Below are 19,436 nucleotides of genomic sequence, written 5' to 3'. Positions count from 1 at the left end.
GTTTATCACTAGTGTATCGAGCTTAAAGCAAACGAAAATGCCGAGGATCAAAAAAAGCGACGACCACCATTGAAAAACATACCCCATTTCACTGTTTGTATTTGATTTCACTCTAATTGATTACATCATTCTTAATTTTGATAAACAATACAAATCCAGAAAACAGCAAGGTAAGCGCATTAGCGAAAATAATAGCGGTATCGGCTTTATAGACGCCATATACAAGCCAGAGTGCTACCCCAAGTACAAACAACAAATACATGCTTAGCGAGATGCTTTTGGTGTCTTTGGTTCTGATAGTCATCAACGCCTGAGGAACAAAAGAGATAGTGGTTAAGCACGCCGCGATTAAGCCCAAAATTGTGACTGCATCCATTTACGAATAACTCCGTGTGTTCTAGCCAAAATAGAAAATTGCTGGGTATACCTATTCGGACAAACCGAACAATAGAAGTCGACATTAATCGCCAATTTCGCAGCATTTAACTACGAATTCGGCGATTTTAGCTTAAACTACAAAAATACAGGCTTGATAAGCTTTGAGCTCTATAGAACTAGCCTTGCACTGGTAGTCGGCATAGTTATTACTAATGTTTTGCTTAAACTCCAAGCCAAAGTCTCTGCTTAATTGTTGGTCGGTAAAATTGGCCACAATTAACAAGGTTTGTCCCTTATAGCTGCGGGTATATGCATAAACTTGCGGGTCGTCGGCTTGTAGTAAACAGTGCTTACCGTAAACCAAGGTATCGCTATACTCCCCACCCCTACGCAAGTTGATGAGATGCTGGTAGTGATAATAAATGGAGTTTTCATCACTGGTCGCCAGCTGCGCGTTAACGGTTTCAAAGTTATCGTTAACTGCCAACCAAGGCGTACCAGTTGTAAACCCAGCATGTTCGCTGCCATCCCATTGGACAGGAATTCGAGCGTGGTCGCGTGAGAAATGATTTAGATACTCGAGTGCAGACTCCGGCGTGTCCCCACGTTCCATCATTTTCTTATAATGAAAGTGAGCCATTAAATCATCGAACTGTGAAATATCGCTGAACACTTTATTGCACATACCAAGCTCTTCGCCCTGGTACACATAAGGCGTGCCCGACATGCCATGCAACAGCGTACCTAGCATTTTGGCACTAATCACCCGATAAGCATCGCTGTCGTTACCAAAACGAGATACGCAGCGGGCTTGATCGTGATTATTCCAATACACGCTGTTCCAGCCCTTGTTGTAAAGCTCGTCTTGCCACTTAGACAACACTGTTTTGAGTTCAGTGAGATCCAGCGCTTTTGGACGCGCATTATGCTCCTCGCGATCAAGCCCCATATGTTCGAATGTGAAAATCATACTCACTTCTTTACGCGCAGGATCTGAATAGAAGCGGCCATCTAAGGTGGTTGTGAACGGGGTTTCGCCAACGGTTAGCACGTCGTAATGAGACAATACTTGTTGGTTCATTTCGCGTAAATACTGATGTACTAAGACGTTATTTGACCAATGCTCCCAGCCAGCAACGCCTTGATCAAAAATGGTTGCGTCAGGGTAATCTGCAGGCTTACCAATCATATTGATCACATCCATCCGGAAACCACCCAGGCCCTTTTTGAGCCAAAAGTGCATCATCTCGTATATGGCTTGGCGCACTTCAGTATTGGCCCAGTTCAAATCTGGCTGTTTTTTACTAAACAGGTGCAAATAGTACTGACCGGTGGTCTCGTCAAGCTCCCACGCTGATGGAGTAAAGAACGAGTCCCAGTTATTTGGTGCGCTGCCGTCAGCTTTGGGATCTTTCCAAATATACCAGTCCCGCTTTGGGTTATCTAAACTGGATTTGGATTCGATAAACCATGGATGCTCGTCCGAACTATGGTTAACCACCAAATCCATCACAATTTTAATGCCACGTACTTTTGCCTGAGCAATCAGCTCATCCATGTCCGCCATATTGCCAAACTCAGGTGCAATATCGCAGTAATCAGAAATATCGTAGCCATTATCATCCATTGGCGATTTATACACAGGACTCAACCAAATAACGTTCACGCCCAAGGTTTGAATATAATCTAGCTTTTGGATGATACCGGGGATATCGCCAATGCCATCGCCATTAGAATCATTAAAACTACGTGGGTAAATCTGATACACAACGGCGCTATGCCACCATTTGGGATCGTCAGCAATTGCAAACATAAGTATTCCTTCATGTAGATCTGTGACAGTTGATTTTTATCACAGTCAAAATCGTTCAAACTCGAATGGGATCGAATTAATCATTGAAGTGACTATCAATCTAGTTCAATTTTCTAATTTCGCTACTTCGCTCAAGTTTTTACCCAATAGATGTAAAATTGCCTCATCAGCTATTGCGTAAACGTTTACTTTTTCGTTATTCCGTGGTTTCCACTAAAATTAAAAAAGTCAAAAAGAGCTCTTGCAATCATTCTCAAATTGTACTAATTTTAAACCACACAAGATGTGAGTCTTAAAGATTCACTGTGTTTAGCCCAAACCTAATGAATTCGACCAATGCAAGGAGCATCAAAATGAAGTTATCCATTCGAATGAGTTTTGACGCCCCGAGTGCGTCAAACCAAGGTTAATCTAGGGCATCTTCTCAAATAAAGCTGGGCCCTACTTACGGGCTTAGCGTCGATATATAATTCCACGCTGTTTTAAAAGTCCGTTTATCGCGGGCTTTTTTGTATTGCTCGCAAAATTTTCAAGGAATATTGCGTGAATACATCACCTCATCATCATCAAATACTTGTTGAACTTATTCGTTCTAAAAAGTGGCTCTATATTGGCTCTGCACTTGCGCTAGCCTTCGCTAGTTTGTTTATGTTCTTAGTGCCTACCATTGGTCAGGTTGCAATCGACTTTGTGGTCAACAGCGATACACAACGCGAGCTGCCCTCGTGGCTTGATCGCTTTAACACTGAGTCGCAAGCACTTAGCGCCGAGTCGGTACTGGTTGCCGCTGGTTTATTAGTGGTTGTAGCTACGGTGCTTGGCGGTCTGTTTATGTATTTAAAAGACTACCTAGCAGCTAAAGCTTGTGAAAGCACCATCATGAGTCTGCGTGAACGATTGTTTGCACATATTCATCGCATTGAAGAGAGCTACTTAGCCCAATCCGATAGCGGTGACATTGTTCAGCGCTGCACTAGTGACATAGACACCTTGCGCGACTTTCTCACCATACAGGTGATGAATATTGGGCGTACCGTCGTGCTTGTCATTGTTATGTTGCCGCTTATGTTTTGGAAAAACGTGCCCATGACGGTGGTGAGTACAATTCTGTTGCCTATCGTTTTTTTGTTTGCCTGGAAGTTCTTTGAGCGCATCAAAATACTATTCCAAAAAGTGGACGAAGCAGAAAGCGAGCTGACTACCATTGTACAAGAGAACTTAACCGGAATTAGAGTTGTTCGTGCCTTTGCGCGCCAAGACTTTGAGTGCGAAAAGTTTGATAAGGGCAATCAACAATACAGTGAACTGCACCTTAAGCTGCTGAAAATGTTAGCCAATTTTTGGTCTCTATCCGACCTCATTTGTTTTATGCAGTCAGGATTGGTGCTAATTGGCGGCGCATGGTTAGTTATTCATAACCAATTGAGCGTTGGCGCTTACTTTGCCTTTATCGGCTACGCCGGTATGTTGATCTGGCCTATTCGTCAACTTGGGCAGGAGCTTAGCGAAGCCGGTAAAGCCACGGTTGCGATTGGTCGTATTCAAGAGATTTTGAACGCGCCTGAGGAGCAAGAGCTACATGCACTGCAAGCAATGCCAACCCTTAAAGGTGCCATTAAGTTCTCGAACGTGAGCTTTAAGTTTGACCAGCATCAACCGACCTTAAGCAACTTAAACTTTAGCATTAACGCCGGTGAAACCATTGCGATAGTGGGTCCAACGGGTGCGGGTAAAAGTACCTTGTTCCAAATCCTAATGCGCCTGCAAGATTACCAAAGTGGTAGCGTAACCTTGGACGGCTATGAGCTAAATACCCTTGCCCGCCAACAGGTGCGTGAGCAAATGGGGTCGCTGTTACAAGAGCCATTTTTATTTAGTCGCAGCTTACGCGAAAACATCAAGTTTGGTGAACTAGAAGCCAGTGACGAACAAATGTTTCAGTCTAGTACCGCGGCGGCGGTACACCACACCATTGAGCAGTTTAAGCATGGTTATGAAACTCGAATTGGCGAACGTGGCGTAAGCCTTAGCGGCGGACAAAAACAGCGAGTGACCTTGTCGAGGACTTTGATAAAGCAAACCCCAATATTGCTTCTCGACGACACTTTAAGCGCGGTGGATTCTGCAACAGAGCAGCAAATCATTGGAGCATTGCATCAGAAACGTGGCGAACAAACTTTAATGATCATTACTCATCGCATTAGTGTCTGTTTAAAAGCGGACCGAATTTTAGTGATGCAGGACGGGCAATTAGCAGCGTCAGGTACGCATCAAGAACTTATAAATACCCCAGGGTTTTATCAAGACCTATGGGCTATTCAGTCAGGCCAGCGCGATAACTTCAGCCAAGAAGTCGCGTTGAGCGTATAGGAGATAAAAATGACTGATTCATATAACAGTACACCAGCTGCGAAAGGCGCTTGGAAAGTTCTTTTTCGCATGTGTTATCAACCAAACAAAGCCTTGTTTCATAAATTAATTGTGATGGCTTTGGCCACGGCGGTCATTGATACATCATTTACTTTAGTAACCAAAGCTGTGGTTGATGATTTGGTCGAGCTCGGCGCTCAAACCAATCTGCTTGGCTACGGACTACTTTACTTGGTGCTATTACTAAGCTTTGTTGCCTGCGTATGGGCTTTTATTCGTCTCGCAGGTCGCTTATCAACCGAGCTGATGTATAGCTTGCGTAAACAAAGCTTTGAACATCTACAACGTTTATCATTTTCGTTCTATGACCAAAACGCTGTGGGTTGGTTACTGGCTCGTATCACTAGTGATAGCTCGCGCATTGCTAATGTCATTGCGTGGGGTACCTTAGATTTGTTTTGGGGCGTGCCACTCATCATCGGCATATTTGCCGTATTGTTGGTACTGAATTTCAAACTGGGACTCATTGTTTTAGGCATTTTGCCGCTGTTAATTGCTGTTGCATGGGTGTTTAACGTCAAAATTCTTAAAAGCTCGCGCGAGGTACGCCAAACCAATAGCCGATTAACAGCCGTATACAATGAAAGTATTTCAGGCGTACAAACCAGTAAGGTGCTGGTACGTGAAGAAGAAAACCTTCGTGAATTTAAAGGCGATACCAAAACCATGTATCACCAGTCAATGTATAACTTGCTGCTGAGCTCTGCCTTTTACCCATTCATAAACGTTTTCGTCAGCTTAGGTATGGGTGTTGCGTTATGGCTTGGCGGGCTTGAAGTTCTAGTTGGTACCTTAACATTGGGCACCTTAGTTGCGTTTATGACTTATACCCGCACCCTAATGGATCCAATGCTTGAAGTATCAGCCAAGCTTGCTGAATTGCAACGCACAACGGCATGTGTCGAGCGGGTGATCGGTTTATTAGAAGTGAAGCCAGAAATCGAAGACTCTGACGAGTTAAAAGCTGAAATTTCACGCTTGAAGGCAATGGGCATTGACATGGTAAATCATGAACAAGACATTGAAACTATAGAGTTTGTGGACGTTTGCTTTGCTTATAAAGCCAATGAACCGGTACTCAAAAACTTTAGCCTTAACGTTGCACCGGGAGCTTCAATTGCCTTAGTTGGAGCCACGGGCTCAGGCAAGTCTACGGTGGTCAGTTTGCTATGCCGATTTTATGAGCCACAATCAGGGCAAATCTTGATTAACGGCAAAGATTATCGCCAGTACCCTCTGGAGTGGCTGCAATCCAAACTGGGCATTGTTCTGCAAACACCATTTTTGTTCACTGGAACTATTATGTCTAATATTCGCTACGGAAACTTAGACGCAAGTGACGCCCAAGTTATTGCTGCTGCAAAAGCGGTGAATGTACATGACATTATTGAGCAAATGGAACACGGCTATCAAACCCAAGTACAAGAAGGTGGCAATAACCTAAGTACTGGCCAAAAACAGCTAATCTCGTTTGCTCGGGCTATTATTGGTGACCCACAAATATTGGTAATGGACGAGGCTACAAGTTCAGTAGATACCCAAACTGAGGAAATTTTGCAACGCAGCCTACAAGCGGTGTTAAAAGGTCGAACTAGCTTTGTGATCGCTCATCGCTTATCTACAATCCGCTCTGCTGATACTATCGTGGTTGTCGATCATGGTGAGATTTTGGAGCAAGGGAACCACCAGCAATTGTTAGCTCAGCAAGGTGCTTACTTTAACTTGTATCAAAAGCAGTTTCAGACGGAGCAACAAGAAGAGTTACTTACTCAAAGTTAGATCTGAGTGTACATTGTCCCATTAAGCCGCACGTCATGTGCGGCTTAATACTCGGTGAAGTAAACGGAACTTATCCCTAGAACAGGCCAAATTAAACTAGGCTTTACATGCCATCGGACTAGGTATTGGAGTTGTTTTGAATGAAGTTTTTTAAGTCATCAAGTACCAAGGGTTTTGCGAATAAATAACCCTGGCCAATATGACATTTGTAGTCACCTAATTGGTCACATTGTTCTTGCGTTTCAATCCCTTCCGCTACCACTTTAAGATCGTGTGATTCTCCAATAGCAATGATCGCTTTAACTAAGCTATCGCTCTGTTTATTAAACATAATATTCCGAACAAAACTTTGATCAATTTTAATTTCATTGATGGGTAGCGTGTAAAGATAATTCAGAGAAGAATACCCGGTTCCAAAATCGTCTAGGGCAATAGAAAAACCACTATGCTGTAACTGATTTAATACTGGTGTTACTAAGTCAAAATCGTTAATTAACACATGTTCGGTTATTTCAATCGTAATTTGCCCTCGTGATAAGCCATATTCATCAACGATTTCGATCAAGTCCTCTGTGAACAGCGGTTCTAGCAACTGTAGAGGTGAAATGTTTATTGAAAGTCCTAGCTGTTGTTGACTGCTAGCAAAGGCTTGCGCAACTTGCTCACAAGAACGCTTGATCACAAAACGCCCAATTTGATGAATCAAACCCGTTTCTTCTGCTTTTCGAATCAACTCAATTGGCGAAACCTGCCCAAGCTTAGGGTTTTTCCAGCGTAGAAGTGATTCTACCGCCATAATTTTTTTAGTTTCCAAACACACCTGAGGTTGATAATGCATGCTTAATTCTTGATTTTCTAAAGCCCCACGCAGCTCGCGTTCAAGCGACATTTCATACTGAAGCTTTTGTTGAATCGAATCATCGAAAAACAAATATCGACCTTTTCTATTTGCTTTGAGTGAATACAAGGCAGTGTCTGCTTTAGTAATAAGCTCATCGGCGTTATCAGCATCTGTGGGGCAAATTGCCACTCCTACACTACAAGCTGTAGAAATCGTTTTACCCATGATAATAAATTCATCATCGAAGACTGCCAATATATCCTGCGCAAACTGCTTCGCGGCTTGTAAGTTTTCTAGCTCTGGAAAACAAAAAACAAATTCGTCGCCTCCAAATCGAGACACCATTTGGTTTTCGTTCAATAAAGGGCCAAATCGTTTTCCAAGTTCAACCAATAGCGCATCACCTATTGGGTGACCGTAGGCGTCATTTACCTTTTTAAAGTCATCGAGATCAACAAACATCACAGCTAACAGTCGATGTTGGTCTTGACTGTTTTTTATAGCCTTGGTGATAAACTGGTTAAGCTGAATACGGTTTGCAAGTCCCGTTAAGCTATCGAAATGAGCCTGATAATGTAGACGGTCTTTCGCATCTTCAAGACGAGTCATGTCGGTATTAATTTTGCTTTGAAAACGAAGAAAACGCTTGCTCACCATTTCGCCAATGTATAGCGAAATAATTCCTAGTATAACTGCCATCAACGCACTTGAAACTATGATCCGTCCAAGCTTTTGAGAATTTCGATCTTTGATTTCGGCTTCTCTATTGCTTAAAAAAGTTTCGATCTGCCCTAGATAAACGCCGGTCCCTACCACCCAATCCCATTGTGGAAGGTAAACCACATAACTTAACTTAAGTGTATCTTCTGAACCCAACGGACTGAAACTAGAATGATAGCGTACAAAACCACCCCCTTGTTTAGCCTTGTCCACCAAGGCCTTAATATAGAGACTGCCAGTCTTGTCGGTGGCGTCTAAGCGTTCAACCCCTATCATTGCAGGGTTAGGGTGAGCTAAAAGCGCTCCTTTACTATTAATAATAAAAATGTAGTCATTATTTTCATATCGATAATTGGCCACAGTTTTAAGAACTTTCTGTTGAATATCCCTTGCGACATCAACAACATACTCTCCAGTTCCAATAAACCAGTTGTAAGGTTCAAAGTGCGTTACAAAGCCAATCTTTTCAAACGTTTCATCGAGCGCTTTTGGCTTAGTCCACCACCAACGATGAAACCCACTGCTATCATTGAGTGCAATACTAGATAGCTCTTTGATAACGTGATTACCCTGTCGGTCTTCCCATGCGATTAAGTTTTTACCTTCTAATTGAGGCTGAATAGGATGAACAACATTCGTCCCGTCTAAGTCATATACAAAATAGTATCCGCGACCTTGATTAAATCGAATAGGACGAAGTGCATCGATGATGAACTCTTTAGTCAGTCCAGGATGGGTCTCGTGGTGTTTGGCGTAAATATTAGTCGCTATCTGTATCGCGTCGTTAACTCTGTTTTCAATATCACGGCGCAAAGAATTTTCGGTTTGTTCAATTTCGGTAGTGATTTGTTGAACAACATTTAGAACCCGGTTCTGAATCTCAGATTGCTGAAAGGAGTAAAAATTATCTCGAAGTGAAGTGATGTCTTTCTCAAGAGAAGATCGGTTACTGCTGACTTGGAAATAAACAAAAACCAAAACAAAAATCACCATAAATGCCAATGGTAAAAATTTGATCATGAATAAAAGTTTTCGTTCGCTCGGTAAAGCCATCTCTACTTACCTAAAAAATTACTGGTAACTTCGATTTAGCTTATGTTCCACCCAATAAGCATTAGCCAATGCTACAGTAGCTCTTTATTTTGTAGGCAGTGATAATTTATACGATAGGATTTTGCGAGTTAATATGTGATCAATGTAACGTTTTTATCCATGAATCTACAATTGCACTTCCTTATATTCGTCGCAGTTTGCCTTACTCAAACCCCTGTAAACACTTTGGTGCGATGGAGGGTAACCAGATATCAGCTAGCATGACTTCAAGTGATGAGTAATCAAACACGCGACTAAATTAAAAGATTAACCCTCGCAAGCTTATAACCAAGCTCCTGAGTTATCTAAGTGAGGTGACAGTTCAACTCGGTCTTTTTGCACCAAAGAGGCTGTCTTTAAACCAATAATTTGCTCTATTGCAATAACTACATAACGCTGCGCTCCTTGGTAGCGATACCCAGGTAGTTCATCCCAAATGATTTCAGCGCGTCCTTTAATCCAAAACGATTGCCCACTGACAAAGTCTGGAAAATAAAGCCCAACTCGACTATCGCTTTCAATGTTGCCTAGCGTGTTAAAAAAGTTGTTCCCTGAAAAATCAGGAAAGATAAGCTTGCCATCGGCAAGGCGGGCAACAAAACCGGGTTTACCACCTCGATGTGAAATATCAACACCGCTGTTTTGTGCCACTCCAAACTGAGCGGAGCGCGAAGCAATAAAAAAAGTATCGCTGGCCATAATCGTTTGATTAAAACCTGTATCTGCAAGTGCGATCAAGTCAAAACTAGATGCCGTAATTACGGGTTCATTTGAAGAGCGGTTGACTAACAATTCACGCCCTTGAATATACTTTGGGCAATTGCCAAAACTTTGTTCAACTTCAAATCGAAAAGCTTGATCACTTACATAACTGACCAATCCATTGACGCGATTACGTCGCCGCGTATTAAATTCAAGCCCAAGTAAACCCAGTTTATCTCCCACTTGCATACAAAGAATGTTGCTAAACTCAATCAGTGGCCGCTTATCTATTTGTAAGGTTTTAGGATTACCGGACTCTATAAAACCTTGCTGCCCAATAATTGGAGTTGCCCATGGGTGACCATCATCGTCTAATACACCTGCATACAGCACACATTGATTGGTAAAAAACTCTCGATGTTGCTCTGGCATATAGTTGCGAATAAATTTTTGCGCAATTGGCCCTATGTGTTGATTGACGCCTAACCGCCGCTGAACTGCAATCTCACCCTTGTGAAAAACTCCCATGCCTTGCTCCTTTTTGTTCTATAACCCAAGCTCAGTTAAACTTGGATGCGAATCAGGTCTACGACCACTGGGCCAGTGAAACTTGCGTTCGCTAGCATCAATTTTTAAATCGTTGATGCTAGCAAAGCGCTTTTGCATCAAGCCATTTTGATCAAACTGCCAGTTCTCGTTGCCATAGGAGCGAAACCATTGCCCCGATTGATCTTGCCATTCGTAGGCGAAGCGCACTGCTATTCTTGACTCACTAAATGTCCATAGTTCTTTAATCAAGCGGTAGCTTTGCTCCTTACCCCATTTGCTGTTTAAAAAATCTTGGATCTGCTGTCGCCCATTCACAAACTGATCTCTATTTCGCCATTGGCTGTCACTGGTATAGGCCATGCTCACTTGTTCGGGATCTTGAGTGTTCCAAGCATCTTCAGCCAAACGCACCTTTGCAGCCGCAGATTGCTCAGTGAAAGGCGGCAAAGGTAGTTTTTGTTCAGCCATTTTCTATCTCCTAGTTATCTATACGCTAAGCGCAGGCTGGGGCGTGGCTTGCATAGCAATAAAGCCATCCAATTGTTCAACATTAGCGAGCCAACGCTGAATATTCTCATAGCTATCTAGACTAACCATCCCTTCTGGGGCATGTGCGATATAGGAATAACAAGCGACATCAGCAATGCTCGCCTTGTTGCCAACCATCCATTGTTTACCCTCTAAAAGTACGTTGATTACGGACAAGGTCTGGTGACTTGCTTCAATCACAGCATCTTGGTCAAACGTTGCACCAAAAACTGTGATCAATCGGGCCCGCGCAGGACCTTCAGCCAAGCTTCGTGCGGCTAAAGCTAACCATTGCTGGACCTGAGCTTGTTGCTCTCTATCTTGTGGATTCCAACTTGGGTCATAGTTATTCGCAAGGTGAACAATAATTGCTATCGAATCGCGAATGATTAAACCGTCATCATCCAGAACTGGAACTTGGGTAAAGGGATTAATAGCTCTAAATTCAGATTGCTTGTGCTCACCACTGCCCAGATTTACGTGTAATTTTTCGTAAGGCAAGTTCAACAAGCTAAGCATCAGGCGAGCGCGGTGGGCGTGGCCGGATAGTTCGAAATCGTAAAGTTTTAACATGATGTGTCCTTGATTGCGGTTAGGTATTCCATTAATAAGACGGCTTGCATCACTAAAGTATACAGGTCTGTCTACTTGATGGTTAATGTAGGAGACAAGTCTGTCTACGTCAATAGAAAGTTTAAACCGATTCAGAAAACCCTGCCAGATCTCGTTCTATCTAGCTGTTTTATATACGTATAAACTTTCTAATAAAATTCAGTTTATAACTAGATTGAAGTTTAGGGAGACAGAGCGGTATACTTCGTAAACTACAGACAGGATGAACTATGGCTAGCAGCAAACGCGATTTACTCATTGATACCGCCCAACAGTTATTTTACCAACATGGTTTTCGAGCCACTGGCATCGATACTATTTTGGCCAGCTCAGGGGTTGCCAAAAAAACCTTGTACAATCATTTTGCGTCCAAGGAAGCATTAATTGTGGCTTGTCTAAATCGACGCGACCAACAGCTTTTGGCTTTGTTATCAGAGAACATTGAAACCCTATCCGCTCAACAAGACTGCAAACCTGCACTTTCGCGCATAATGGCCTTCTTTGATGGCTTGTCCCATTGGATAAATTCAGATGGTTTTTATGGTTGTATGTTTATCAACGCTAGTGCCGAATATCCTCGGCATGAAGATCCAGTCCACCAGGCTTGCACGCAACACAAAAACTTAGTAATCGATTTAATTGAACAGCAACTCGTTGATTTAGAATTGGACAACGCTAGCGACACCGCTAAGCAACTGGCGATACTCGCAGACGGGGCGATTGTTGGGGCTCACACCACCAATAACTATGATTCAGCAATACAGGCGAAGTCTGTTGCGAAGGTTTTACTAAGTTCTTAGTCAAAGCGGTATTCTAAGCGGCTTGGGGCTTAGATAGACTTGCAAATTGGTGACAAAATATTACACCGTAACTGCGCTTATAAATTGATCTCAATACTAGCGATAGATTTGCACATTGTTGCATAGGCAACATGTATGCTAAGCTCAACCATAATATAATCAAATGAAGTAGGACTTTACCATGGTGTCCCAAACCAATTTACCGAACAATATTCCACGTATTGAGGTTCTTGAACAAAGCCATTTTTTTGCGATGACCGTTATCACGCGCTTACATAGAACCGCTTGCCAAGAGAGGCTTCGACCGCACTACGACATCACCTTAGAAATGCTGTTGGCAATGAATATCATTGAAGTGTATCAACCTATCCCCCAACAACAGCTAGCCAACCAATTAATGTGTGACCGAAGCGCTGCTAAGCGCTCTGTAGACCATTTAGTAAAAAGAGGCTGGGTTGATGTTTCAAAAAACGAAACCAATCAGAAACTTAAAATGATCAGTTTGAACGCATCAGGTACCGAGGTCATCGCCAAATGCATGCCCATCATGAGGGAAACCTATAGCGACTTTATGGATTCACTTGAACCCGATGAACAAACAGAACTACTGAGATTATGCAAAAAGATGATTAGCGCCAACACTGATCAAGCCTAGTATTTTGCTAAAATGCTGAGAATAAACATAAGCTCCAGCACCTCACGGGAGCTTATGTTTTTAATGTTCAATTAGGTGCAAATTAATACCGTAACACTTCTAGCTTTGTAAAACCTAAGACTAAGCCAGTGGTAGTTTAGGGTTACACTAATGGCTTACCGATAACTCGTAAAACGTAGCTTGCGCATAGTCGTCAGGTTCACCGCTTTTGTTTTGATTATAAACCCCTGCTTTAAAATACATATACTGCCCACCAGCATCATAACCGCTGCTAGACATATCATGTTCACGCACCAGATCATCTTTGCCAGGCCGCATAATGCTCACCCTTAAGGTGTTGCCTTCAACATCGATTCGATAAGAAAATTTTTCATTGAGTTCAATACCGTCATCCGGTTCTTGCGGTGTGGCGTCTTGTTCCCAGTAACTTGGCAGCATGCCACCAATCATATCAATCCACTGTTCGTCACCAAAGTCTTTACGTGGTTCGTGCGCAAAGTAAATAGAACCTTTAGTATGGTGCGGCAACTTGCGATAATAAAGGCGAATCGGTTCGTCCTTATTAGCATGGATTTGTCCGATGATAACTCGCCCAACTTGCCAGCTTTCGCCTGTAGTCGTGACATGGTTTACCGCCAATGTTGCTTGCATGCTGCCATCTATCCCACCAGCGCTATCTAAATCAGCCTGAGGTGCACTCGAGAACACCCAGTTGTTTTGGTTAACACCTTTAGTTTTATGGCTGGTATCGCCCCGGCGCATCATTTCGCGCAGCTCTGAGCGGGTATAAGAAGTGTTTTTTGAGGTTTTAGCACCTTTAATTGGTGCTTTGAATACCATGCCGCCGTCTTCGGCTAAATAGAAGAAGTTTGGATCGGAATAGCCCGCAGCAAGCTCTTTTTCTTTGATTTGGTCCGATTTTCCGTCACCGTCAGAGTCGACTGGCACGCTGATCGTCCATGCTAAAAGATCGAATTTATCGGAAGGGGCACTTTGCTCAGCCAAGGCAATATTACTGCTCACCATAAGCGCTAGCATGCCCAATAGCGGTACTTTCTTAAAGCTCAACGCCTTAGGAGTATTTGTATTCAAGTTTTTCACCATCAGCTCTATATGTATTTGTATGACAAATATAGTAAAGCTGTTGGTTAAGCGCTAGAAGATTAAGCCAGCGATGAGAATTTCTGTCTAGTAAGTCACAACTTTGGCCACCACAACAGTCAAGTAACGAGAAGCCTTGTTTGGAACAATCTAACGCAAAACCTTACTTCGCATACCTTCTTTTCATGCGCTTACCCCACACTTTTAGAGGGTACAAGGTTTGCCCAACAACAGTTCTCGGTAATCGTTGTGTCGTACCATAATCCGCTGGCCAATGTTGCTTAGGGAAGTGATAGGTTTTAAATAGTCGGTCAAAAACTATAGTATGCGCCGAGTAATTGGTATCAATTGCCGGCTTCTCTGAGCTGTGATGCCAGTGGTGAAACTGCGGTGTCACTAATATGTACTTCAGCGGTCCAAATGAAATACCTACGTTGCAATGAATTAGCACGGCTTGCAGCGCCGCGAAGGTAACATATATATTCAGAGCCGCCTGCTCCACGCCCAGTAAATAAAGTGGGATCATAACCATTGCGCGCTCAGAGAATACTTGTACAAAGTGACCTCGCGAACCGGCAAGCCAATCGATGTTTTCTATCGAGTGATGTACCGCATGAATCGGCCACAACAACTGTATTTCATGGTAAGCCCGGTGCTCCCAGTACAAAACAAAATCAGCGCAAAGCACAATCACAACAAATTGTATCCAAATAGGAATATCTCGAATACTTTGCTGCAATGTTGCGCTGACAGCCCAATCAAAATGACTTACATGGTAGTTGGCAAAAACTAAAATAGCTGAAATAGCGAGGTGATTAAAACAAAAGTAAAATAAGTCTACGCCCCACTCCGGTCTCATAATCAGTTGGTCTTTGTATTTAGGAAATAGTTTTTCTAGGCTCACAAAAACAACGATTGAACCTAAAAAAGCCAGAATCAACCAGTCAACACCCAAGGAAAGCTCTTTGGGCTCTACCGGTCCTACCGGAATCTGGTAACCACCCAATAAAAACGCGACAAGCGTTAAGCTTATTCCCGTCAAACCTAAGAACTTGTACTTTCCGTTGTTTAGAATAAATGTAAGAAAACCAAGGCCTATAGATGTGTACATGCCATATTTTAGAACAACTTGTAGCTGCTCTGCATCATAGAGCTTTCGCAGCTCTGTGGTGGTTAACATCGAAGGATATAGATAAGCGATAACCGCAAGTAGGCTCAAGCCGCCCAGCATCAAAGAGCAGTAGCCACTAATTCTGCCTTCGCCGAGTCGAAATTCTTTACCCTTGTTCTTCGCAACTTGCCGTTGTTTGTACTGGTACTCACTATCCATTTGTTCACTCGTATCCATTACTTTGAATTTTTAGTTTTGACTTCCCGTCATATTAATCGCTTTAAGAGATTGTAATTCATAAGAATTATTGTGTAGCTCTTAAAGCAATGACGCTCATAGTAATGGGTTTAAGCGGTATATAAAAGTGCAACTGTCGATTAGATAAATCCACCATGGCATCAGAAAAATTGCGGCTTAAACTTACAGCTTTGTTACTGGCTCCATTGAAGCCAAAAAGGCCTAGCAAATGACTAGACCTTTTGGAGATGGTTCGCGCTGCGCTTAGTTCTATTGTTCTGATTTGTGATTAGAAAGTTGGTCGAGCCCAACAGCTACCAGTAATACTAATCCTTTCACAACCCACTGCACGTATTCGTCGATGTTAAGCAAGATCATGCCGTTTGAAAGTACGCCCATAATCATTACCCCGGCGATCACTCCCATAAGCCGGCCAGAGCCACCCATAATGGAAACACCACCTAAGACTACAGCGGTAATAATATCCATTTCGTAGCCTGTGCCGCCACGAGGCTGGCCACTGTTTACGCGAGCCATCAATACAATCCCGGCAAAGGTAGACAGAAAAAATGCCAGTAAATAGACTTTAGTTTTTAGTTTCTCAACATTTACACCTGAGAGTCGTGAGGCTTCTTCGTTACCACCAGTCCCGTAGAGATGGCGTCCAAAGGCGGTTTTATTGAGTAATACATAGCCCAGTACGAAAACCGCTATCATTAGAATCACTGGGAAAGGGATACCAAACACCCAACCTTGACCTAAAAACTTAACCGACTCAGGTATGCCGTAAATCGGTAAGCCGCCATTAAGAATGTATGCCACACCGCGTAGCGCGGTCATTAATCCTAAGGTCGCTATCAAGGGGGGAATATGGATTTTATTAATCAATAACCCGGTAATACCACCAAACCCTAAGCCCATAACTAAGGTTAAAAAGACCGCCAGTACCGGTGGAATACCTGCTTGCAACATTAGAGCGCAAGCCATGCCGCTCACCCCTATCATGGAGCCAACCGACAAATCGATGCCACCGGTTAAGATAACCATGGTCATGCCAACCGCGCAGATCCCAATAATGGATACTTGGCGTAAAATATTAAGCAGGTTAATTTTGCTTAAAAAACTGTCAGACAGTAGTGAGAACGCAACGATCAATACGACCAATGCAATGAAAATCCAGTAACGAGAAAGAAATTGCAGCGATACTTTTCCGAAAGGCTGCTCTACTCGCAAACTTTTTTGAGTCGTGTCCATTGTTGTTTCCTTTTCGTTAGAATCCCGATGCATATTTAAGCACCGTCTCTTGACTGTATTCTTCAGGATGGAGCTCTTTAACGATGCTGCCATCGTGTACAACAAGTACCCTGTCAGACATACCCAGTAACTCAGGCATTTCGCTGCTAATCATAATGACGGATACACCGCGCTGTGTAATTTGGCGCATTAATTCGTAAATTTCAGATTTGGCTCCAACATCAATCCCGCGCGTTGGTTCATCAAAAATAAGCACTGAACAATCGTTAAGAAGCCATTTAGCAAGCACCACTTTTTGTTGGTTGCCACCGGATAAATTACCGACTAATTGGTCAATTGAAGGGGTTTTTACATTGAGCTTACTAACAAACTCTTGAGTAGATGCTCGCTCCAACTTAGGCTGTAAAATCCCTTTGGAACTGAAACGATCCAGAGATGAATAGCTAACATTGTCACTAATTGACATCGTTAACAGTGCACCTTGTGTTTTTCGATCTTCAGGTAATAGCCCTATCCCGGCGGCAATGGCGTCGTGTGGGCTGTTAATAAGCTTTGTGACACCGTCTATTGTTATTTCACCGGATTTGAGCGGGTCGGCGCCAAAAATAAGCCGCGCAATCTCGGTTCTTCCGGCTCCAACTAAGCCAGCCAAACCTAAAATTTCACCTTTTTTAAGGCTAAATGAAACATCCTTAACCAAACCAGAGTTAAGTGAACGCACGCTTAGATAGTCGTCTCCCAATTCATGGGTTCGTTTGGGGTATTCGTTGGTGATGGTACGACCGACCATGAGTCGAATTAATTCATCCTCGGTCACCTTATCGATGTCGAGTGTTTCAATGTAATGTCCATCTCGCAAAATAGTCACGCGGTCACATAAGTCAAACACCTCGTTGAGGCGATGGGACACATAGATGATGGTGACGCCTTGTTTTTGTAAACGACGTACCGCTTCATACATATATTTAACTTCTTGATTAGTCAGCGGAGCTGTTGGCTCATCCATAATCAGTAATTTGCATTGCTTTGAGACAGCCTTTGCAAGCTCAACTAACTGCTGAAATCCAATGCTGAGCGTTTTAACTTGTACCTCAGGTTTGATATCTGTACCTAGGCTTTTGAGCAAACTTAAGGCGTTCTCATTCATTTTCGCTTTGTCTAGGAATAACCCTTTATAGGTTTCATTTCCGTAGAAAATGTTCTCGGCAACGGTTAATTCTGGAAACAAACTAAGCTCTTGATATATTGCAGAGATACCCAGGTCAATAATTGCGCGAGGGTCTCCACTTGGGAGCGTTTGCCCTTGATAAACGACATAACCTCGAGTGGGTTTAATTGCACCCGTTACCGTTTTAATCAAGGTTGACTTTCCGGCCCCATTTTCGCCCATGATGGCATGGACTTCACCAGCTTCGAGCTCAAAGCTAACACCTGCTAGCGCCTGTACTCCGGGATATTCTTTAACAACAGACTTAAGGCATAAGATGGACATAAATAATTCCTAAATTGTACGTAAGAAGTCGAATCGGAGGGGCGCTGCCCCTCCTGCCTAGGACTATTCAGACAATAGTGGGAACATTTCAATTTTGACCATATCTTTGATCGGACCGTTTTTAGCAACTTGCAGCGCAACATCAACAATCATTTCGCCAGTCACAAAGGGGGCAATATCAACCGTGCCTTTATACATGGTTTTTTGAGCTATTTTCAGCTGAGCTTCTTCGGTTGCATCAAGACCAAACAGTGCAAATTCTTCTTCATTGACTCCCATGCCTTTAAGAGCTTCAAATGCACCCAAGATACCGGCGTCATTCATACCAACAAACACTCGTACGCTAGGCTTAGACTGCATGACTACTTCAGCAGCTCGCGCACCAGTTTCCGGCGTGTAACCACTTTGTTCTGCGGCAATTGTGGCACCAGGCGCATGATCAAGTACGCCTTGTTTGATTCCGCTTACACGTTCAACCAAAGCTGATACTTCAGGCTGTCCTAAGATGGCTACATCGGCTTTACCAGCCATGTGTTTAGTGATGTACTCACCGGCTAATTTACCAACAGCATAACCGTACTCAAATTCAATAAGACCAATTTGAGCATCAGCTCCTTCCATTGCTTGGTGGGCGTTGATAATTGGAATATTGTTGTCATGGGCCAATTTCACCATTGGCTCTACAGCTATTGCATCAATTGGGCTTATAACAATCGCGTCCATGCCTTGAGCAATAAAATTCTCAATAGCAGCTATTTGACTAGCAGGGTCTGATTTAGCGTCGTGAATGGTAACTTTTACACCGAGCGTTTCTGCTCGCTCTTTCACGCCACTGGTAACAGCAATAAAGTAAGGATTGGCTAGATCCATCGTTGTATAACCAATTTTCATGTCTTTAGCTGTTGCGCTACCAGCGACTGCACAGGCGCCGATTAACATACTTGTAGCAACTAGTTTTTTAAACATATTCATATCAAACCTCTATTCCATTTTTATTGTTGTCCTAATAGCCCAATACCACGTGACTATTGAATTCTTTGAGCTTCACAGCTGGTGTAGGCTCCAGCTTGTAACCATCTTAAATTGTTGAAATAGAGTTAACTGTGCAGTTTTTGATGAGCATAAGGCCGATTTTATCCCCTCGGACAAACTTAGAAATAGCTCACAAATTCGGCTAAAAATGAAAACTAAATAGGTATTTGCTAATCGCATCAGCTTAGTGTGGATTATCAAAGCAAAGTCTCTACTTAATATCTCCACAATTTCTCCACATTTTCTCCACCATTACTTCGCATTCTTTGTTTAAGCTAATTCAGTCTCTTATCGCTTGGTTCGGCTCAAC

The 19,436-nt window shown here is 42.9% G+C and carries 15 protein-coding genes; 4 read left to right on the top strand and 11 right to left on the bottom strand.

The features are described from left to right. Positions 1-112 precede the first annotated feature (112 nt). Together DBZ36_RS18285 and DBZ36_RS18280 are read right to left on the bottom strand one after the other, a co-directional pair. The gene (locus tag DBZ36_RS18285) at positions 113-376 is read right to left on the bottom strand and encodes a SemiSWEET transporter (RefSeq protein ID WP_120356430.1); all 264 of its coding nucleotides are present in this window, start codon (positions 374-376) and stop codon (positions 113-115) included. 132 nt (positions 377-508) lie between these two features. Further along, a complete protein-coding gene (locus DBZ36_RS18280) occupies positions 509-2,191 on the bottom strand; it encodes a glycoside hydrolase family 13 protein (RefSeq protein WP_120356429.1) in 1,683 nt (560 codons plus the stop codon). Between the two features lie 543 nt (positions 2,192-2,734). Here DBZ36_RS18280 and DBZ36_RS18275 point away from each other — a divergent pair. Continuing rightward, positions 2,735-4,561 (top strand): ABC transporter ATP-binding protein, encoded by a 1,827-nt coding sequence (locus DBZ36_RS18275; RefSeq protein WP_120356428.1) that lies wholly within the window; start codon positions 2,735-2,737, stop codon positions 4,559-4,561. A gap of 9 nt (positions 4,562-4,570) precedes the next feature. Further along, the gene (locus DBZ36_RS18270) at positions 4,571-6,400 is read left to right on the top strand and encodes an ABC transporter ATP-binding protein (RefSeq protein WP_120356427.1); all 1,830 of its coding nucleotides are present in this window, start codon (positions 4,571-4,573) and stop codon (positions 6,398-6,400) included. Positions 6,401-6,518: 118 nt separating this feature from the next. Here DBZ36_RS18270 and DBZ36_RS18265 read toward each other — a convergent pair whose 3' ends face one another. From DBZ36_RS18265 to DBZ36_RS18250, 4 genes are all read right to left on the bottom strand, one after another. Next, entirely contained in the window at positions 6,519-8,981 is a 2,463-nt protein-coding gene (locus DBZ36_RS18265) for a bifunctional diguanylate cyclase/phosphodiesterase (RefSeq protein ID WP_199711923.1), read from the bottom strand. 354 nt (positions 8,982-9,335) lie between these two features. Beyond that, complete coding sequence (locus tag DBZ36_RS18260) at positions 9,336-10,283, bottom strand: pyridoxamine 5'-phosphate oxidase family protein (protein WP_120356426.1); 948 nt, start codon at positions 10,281-10,283, stop codon at positions 9,336-9,338. A gap of 18 nt (positions 10,284-10,301) precedes the next feature. Continuing rightward, entirely contained in the window at positions 10,302-10,772 is a 471-nt protein-coding gene (locus tag DBZ36_RS18255) for a nuclear transport factor 2 family protein (RefSeq protein WP_120356425.1), read from the bottom strand. A gap of 18 nt (positions 10,773-10,790) precedes the next feature. Then, positions 10,791-11,405, bottom strand: coding sequence for a glutathione S-transferase family protein (locus DBZ36_RS18250; RefSeq protein WP_120356424.1), 615 nt, complete (start codon positions 11,403-11,405; stop codon positions 10,791-10,793). Positions 11,406-11,674: 269 nt separating this feature from the next. Here DBZ36_RS18250 and DBZ36_RS18245 point away from each other — a divergent pair, with 269 nt between their 5' ends. Both DBZ36_RS18245 and DBZ36_RS18240 read left to right on the top strand, forming a co-directional pair. Next, positions 11,675-12,244: a TetR/AcrR family transcriptional regulator gene (locus tag DBZ36_RS18245; protein ID WP_120356423.1), complete on the top strand. Its 570-nt coding sequence runs from the start codon at positions 11,675-11,677 to the stop codon at positions 12,242-12,244. A 181-nt stretch (positions 12,245-12,425) separates the two neighbouring features. Further along, complete coding sequence (locus DBZ36_RS18240) at positions 12,426-12,899, top strand: MarR family winged helix-turn-helix transcriptional regulator (RefSeq protein ID WP_120356422.1); 474 nt, start codon at positions 12,426-12,428, stop codon at positions 12,897-12,899. A 147-nt stretch (positions 12,900-13,046) separates the two neighbouring features. Here DBZ36_RS18240 and DBZ36_RS18235 read toward each other — a convergent pair whose 3' ends face one another. The 5 genes from DBZ36_RS18235 to DBZ36_RS18215 all read right to left on the bottom strand — a co-directional run bounded on the left by DBZ36_RS18235 (position 13,047) and on the right by DBZ36_RS18215 (position 19,066). After that, positions 13,047-13,991, bottom strand: coding sequence for a polysaccharide lyase family 7 protein (locus DBZ36_RS18235; protein ID WP_233558184.1), 945 nt, complete (start codon positions 13,989-13,991; stop codon positions 13,047-13,049). A gap of 172 nt (positions 13,992-14,163) precedes the next feature. Then, positions 14,164-15,348, bottom strand: a complete 1,185-nt coding sequence (locus DBZ36_RS18230) for a sterol desaturase family protein (RefSeq protein WP_233558183.1) — start codon at positions 15,346-15,348, stop codon at positions 14,164-14,166. 270 nt (positions 15,349-15,618) lie between these two features. Further along, on the bottom strand, positions 15,619-16,602 hold the full coding sequence (locus DBZ36_RS18225; RefSeq protein ID WP_120356419.1) for an ABC transporter permease: 984 nt from the start codon (positions 16,600-16,602) through the stop codon (positions 15,619-15,621). A 16-nt stretch (positions 16,603-16,618) separates the two neighbouring features. Beyond that, entirely contained in the window at positions 16,619-18,094 is a 1,476-nt protein-coding gene (locus DBZ36_RS18220) for a sugar ABC transporter ATP-binding protein (RefSeq protein ID WP_120356418.1), read from the bottom strand. A gap of 63 nt (positions 18,095-18,157) precedes the next feature. After that, entirely contained in the window at positions 18,158-19,066 is a 909-nt protein-coding gene (locus DBZ36_RS18215; protein WP_120356417.1) for a sugar ABC transporter substrate-binding protein, read from the bottom strand. Between the last annotated feature and the right edge of the window lie 370 nt (positions 19,067-19,436).

This window comes from Alginatibacterium sediminis (genome assembly GCF_003610775.1).
In the GTDB taxonomy this organism is placed as follows: domain Bacteria; phylum Pseudomonadota; class Gammaproteobacteria; order Enterobacterales; family Celerinatantimonadaceae; genus Alginatibacterium; species Alginatibacterium sediminis.
The sequence above is the reverse complement of the archived record's forward strand: the minus strand, read 5'-3'. Positions and strand labels throughout refer to the sequence as shown.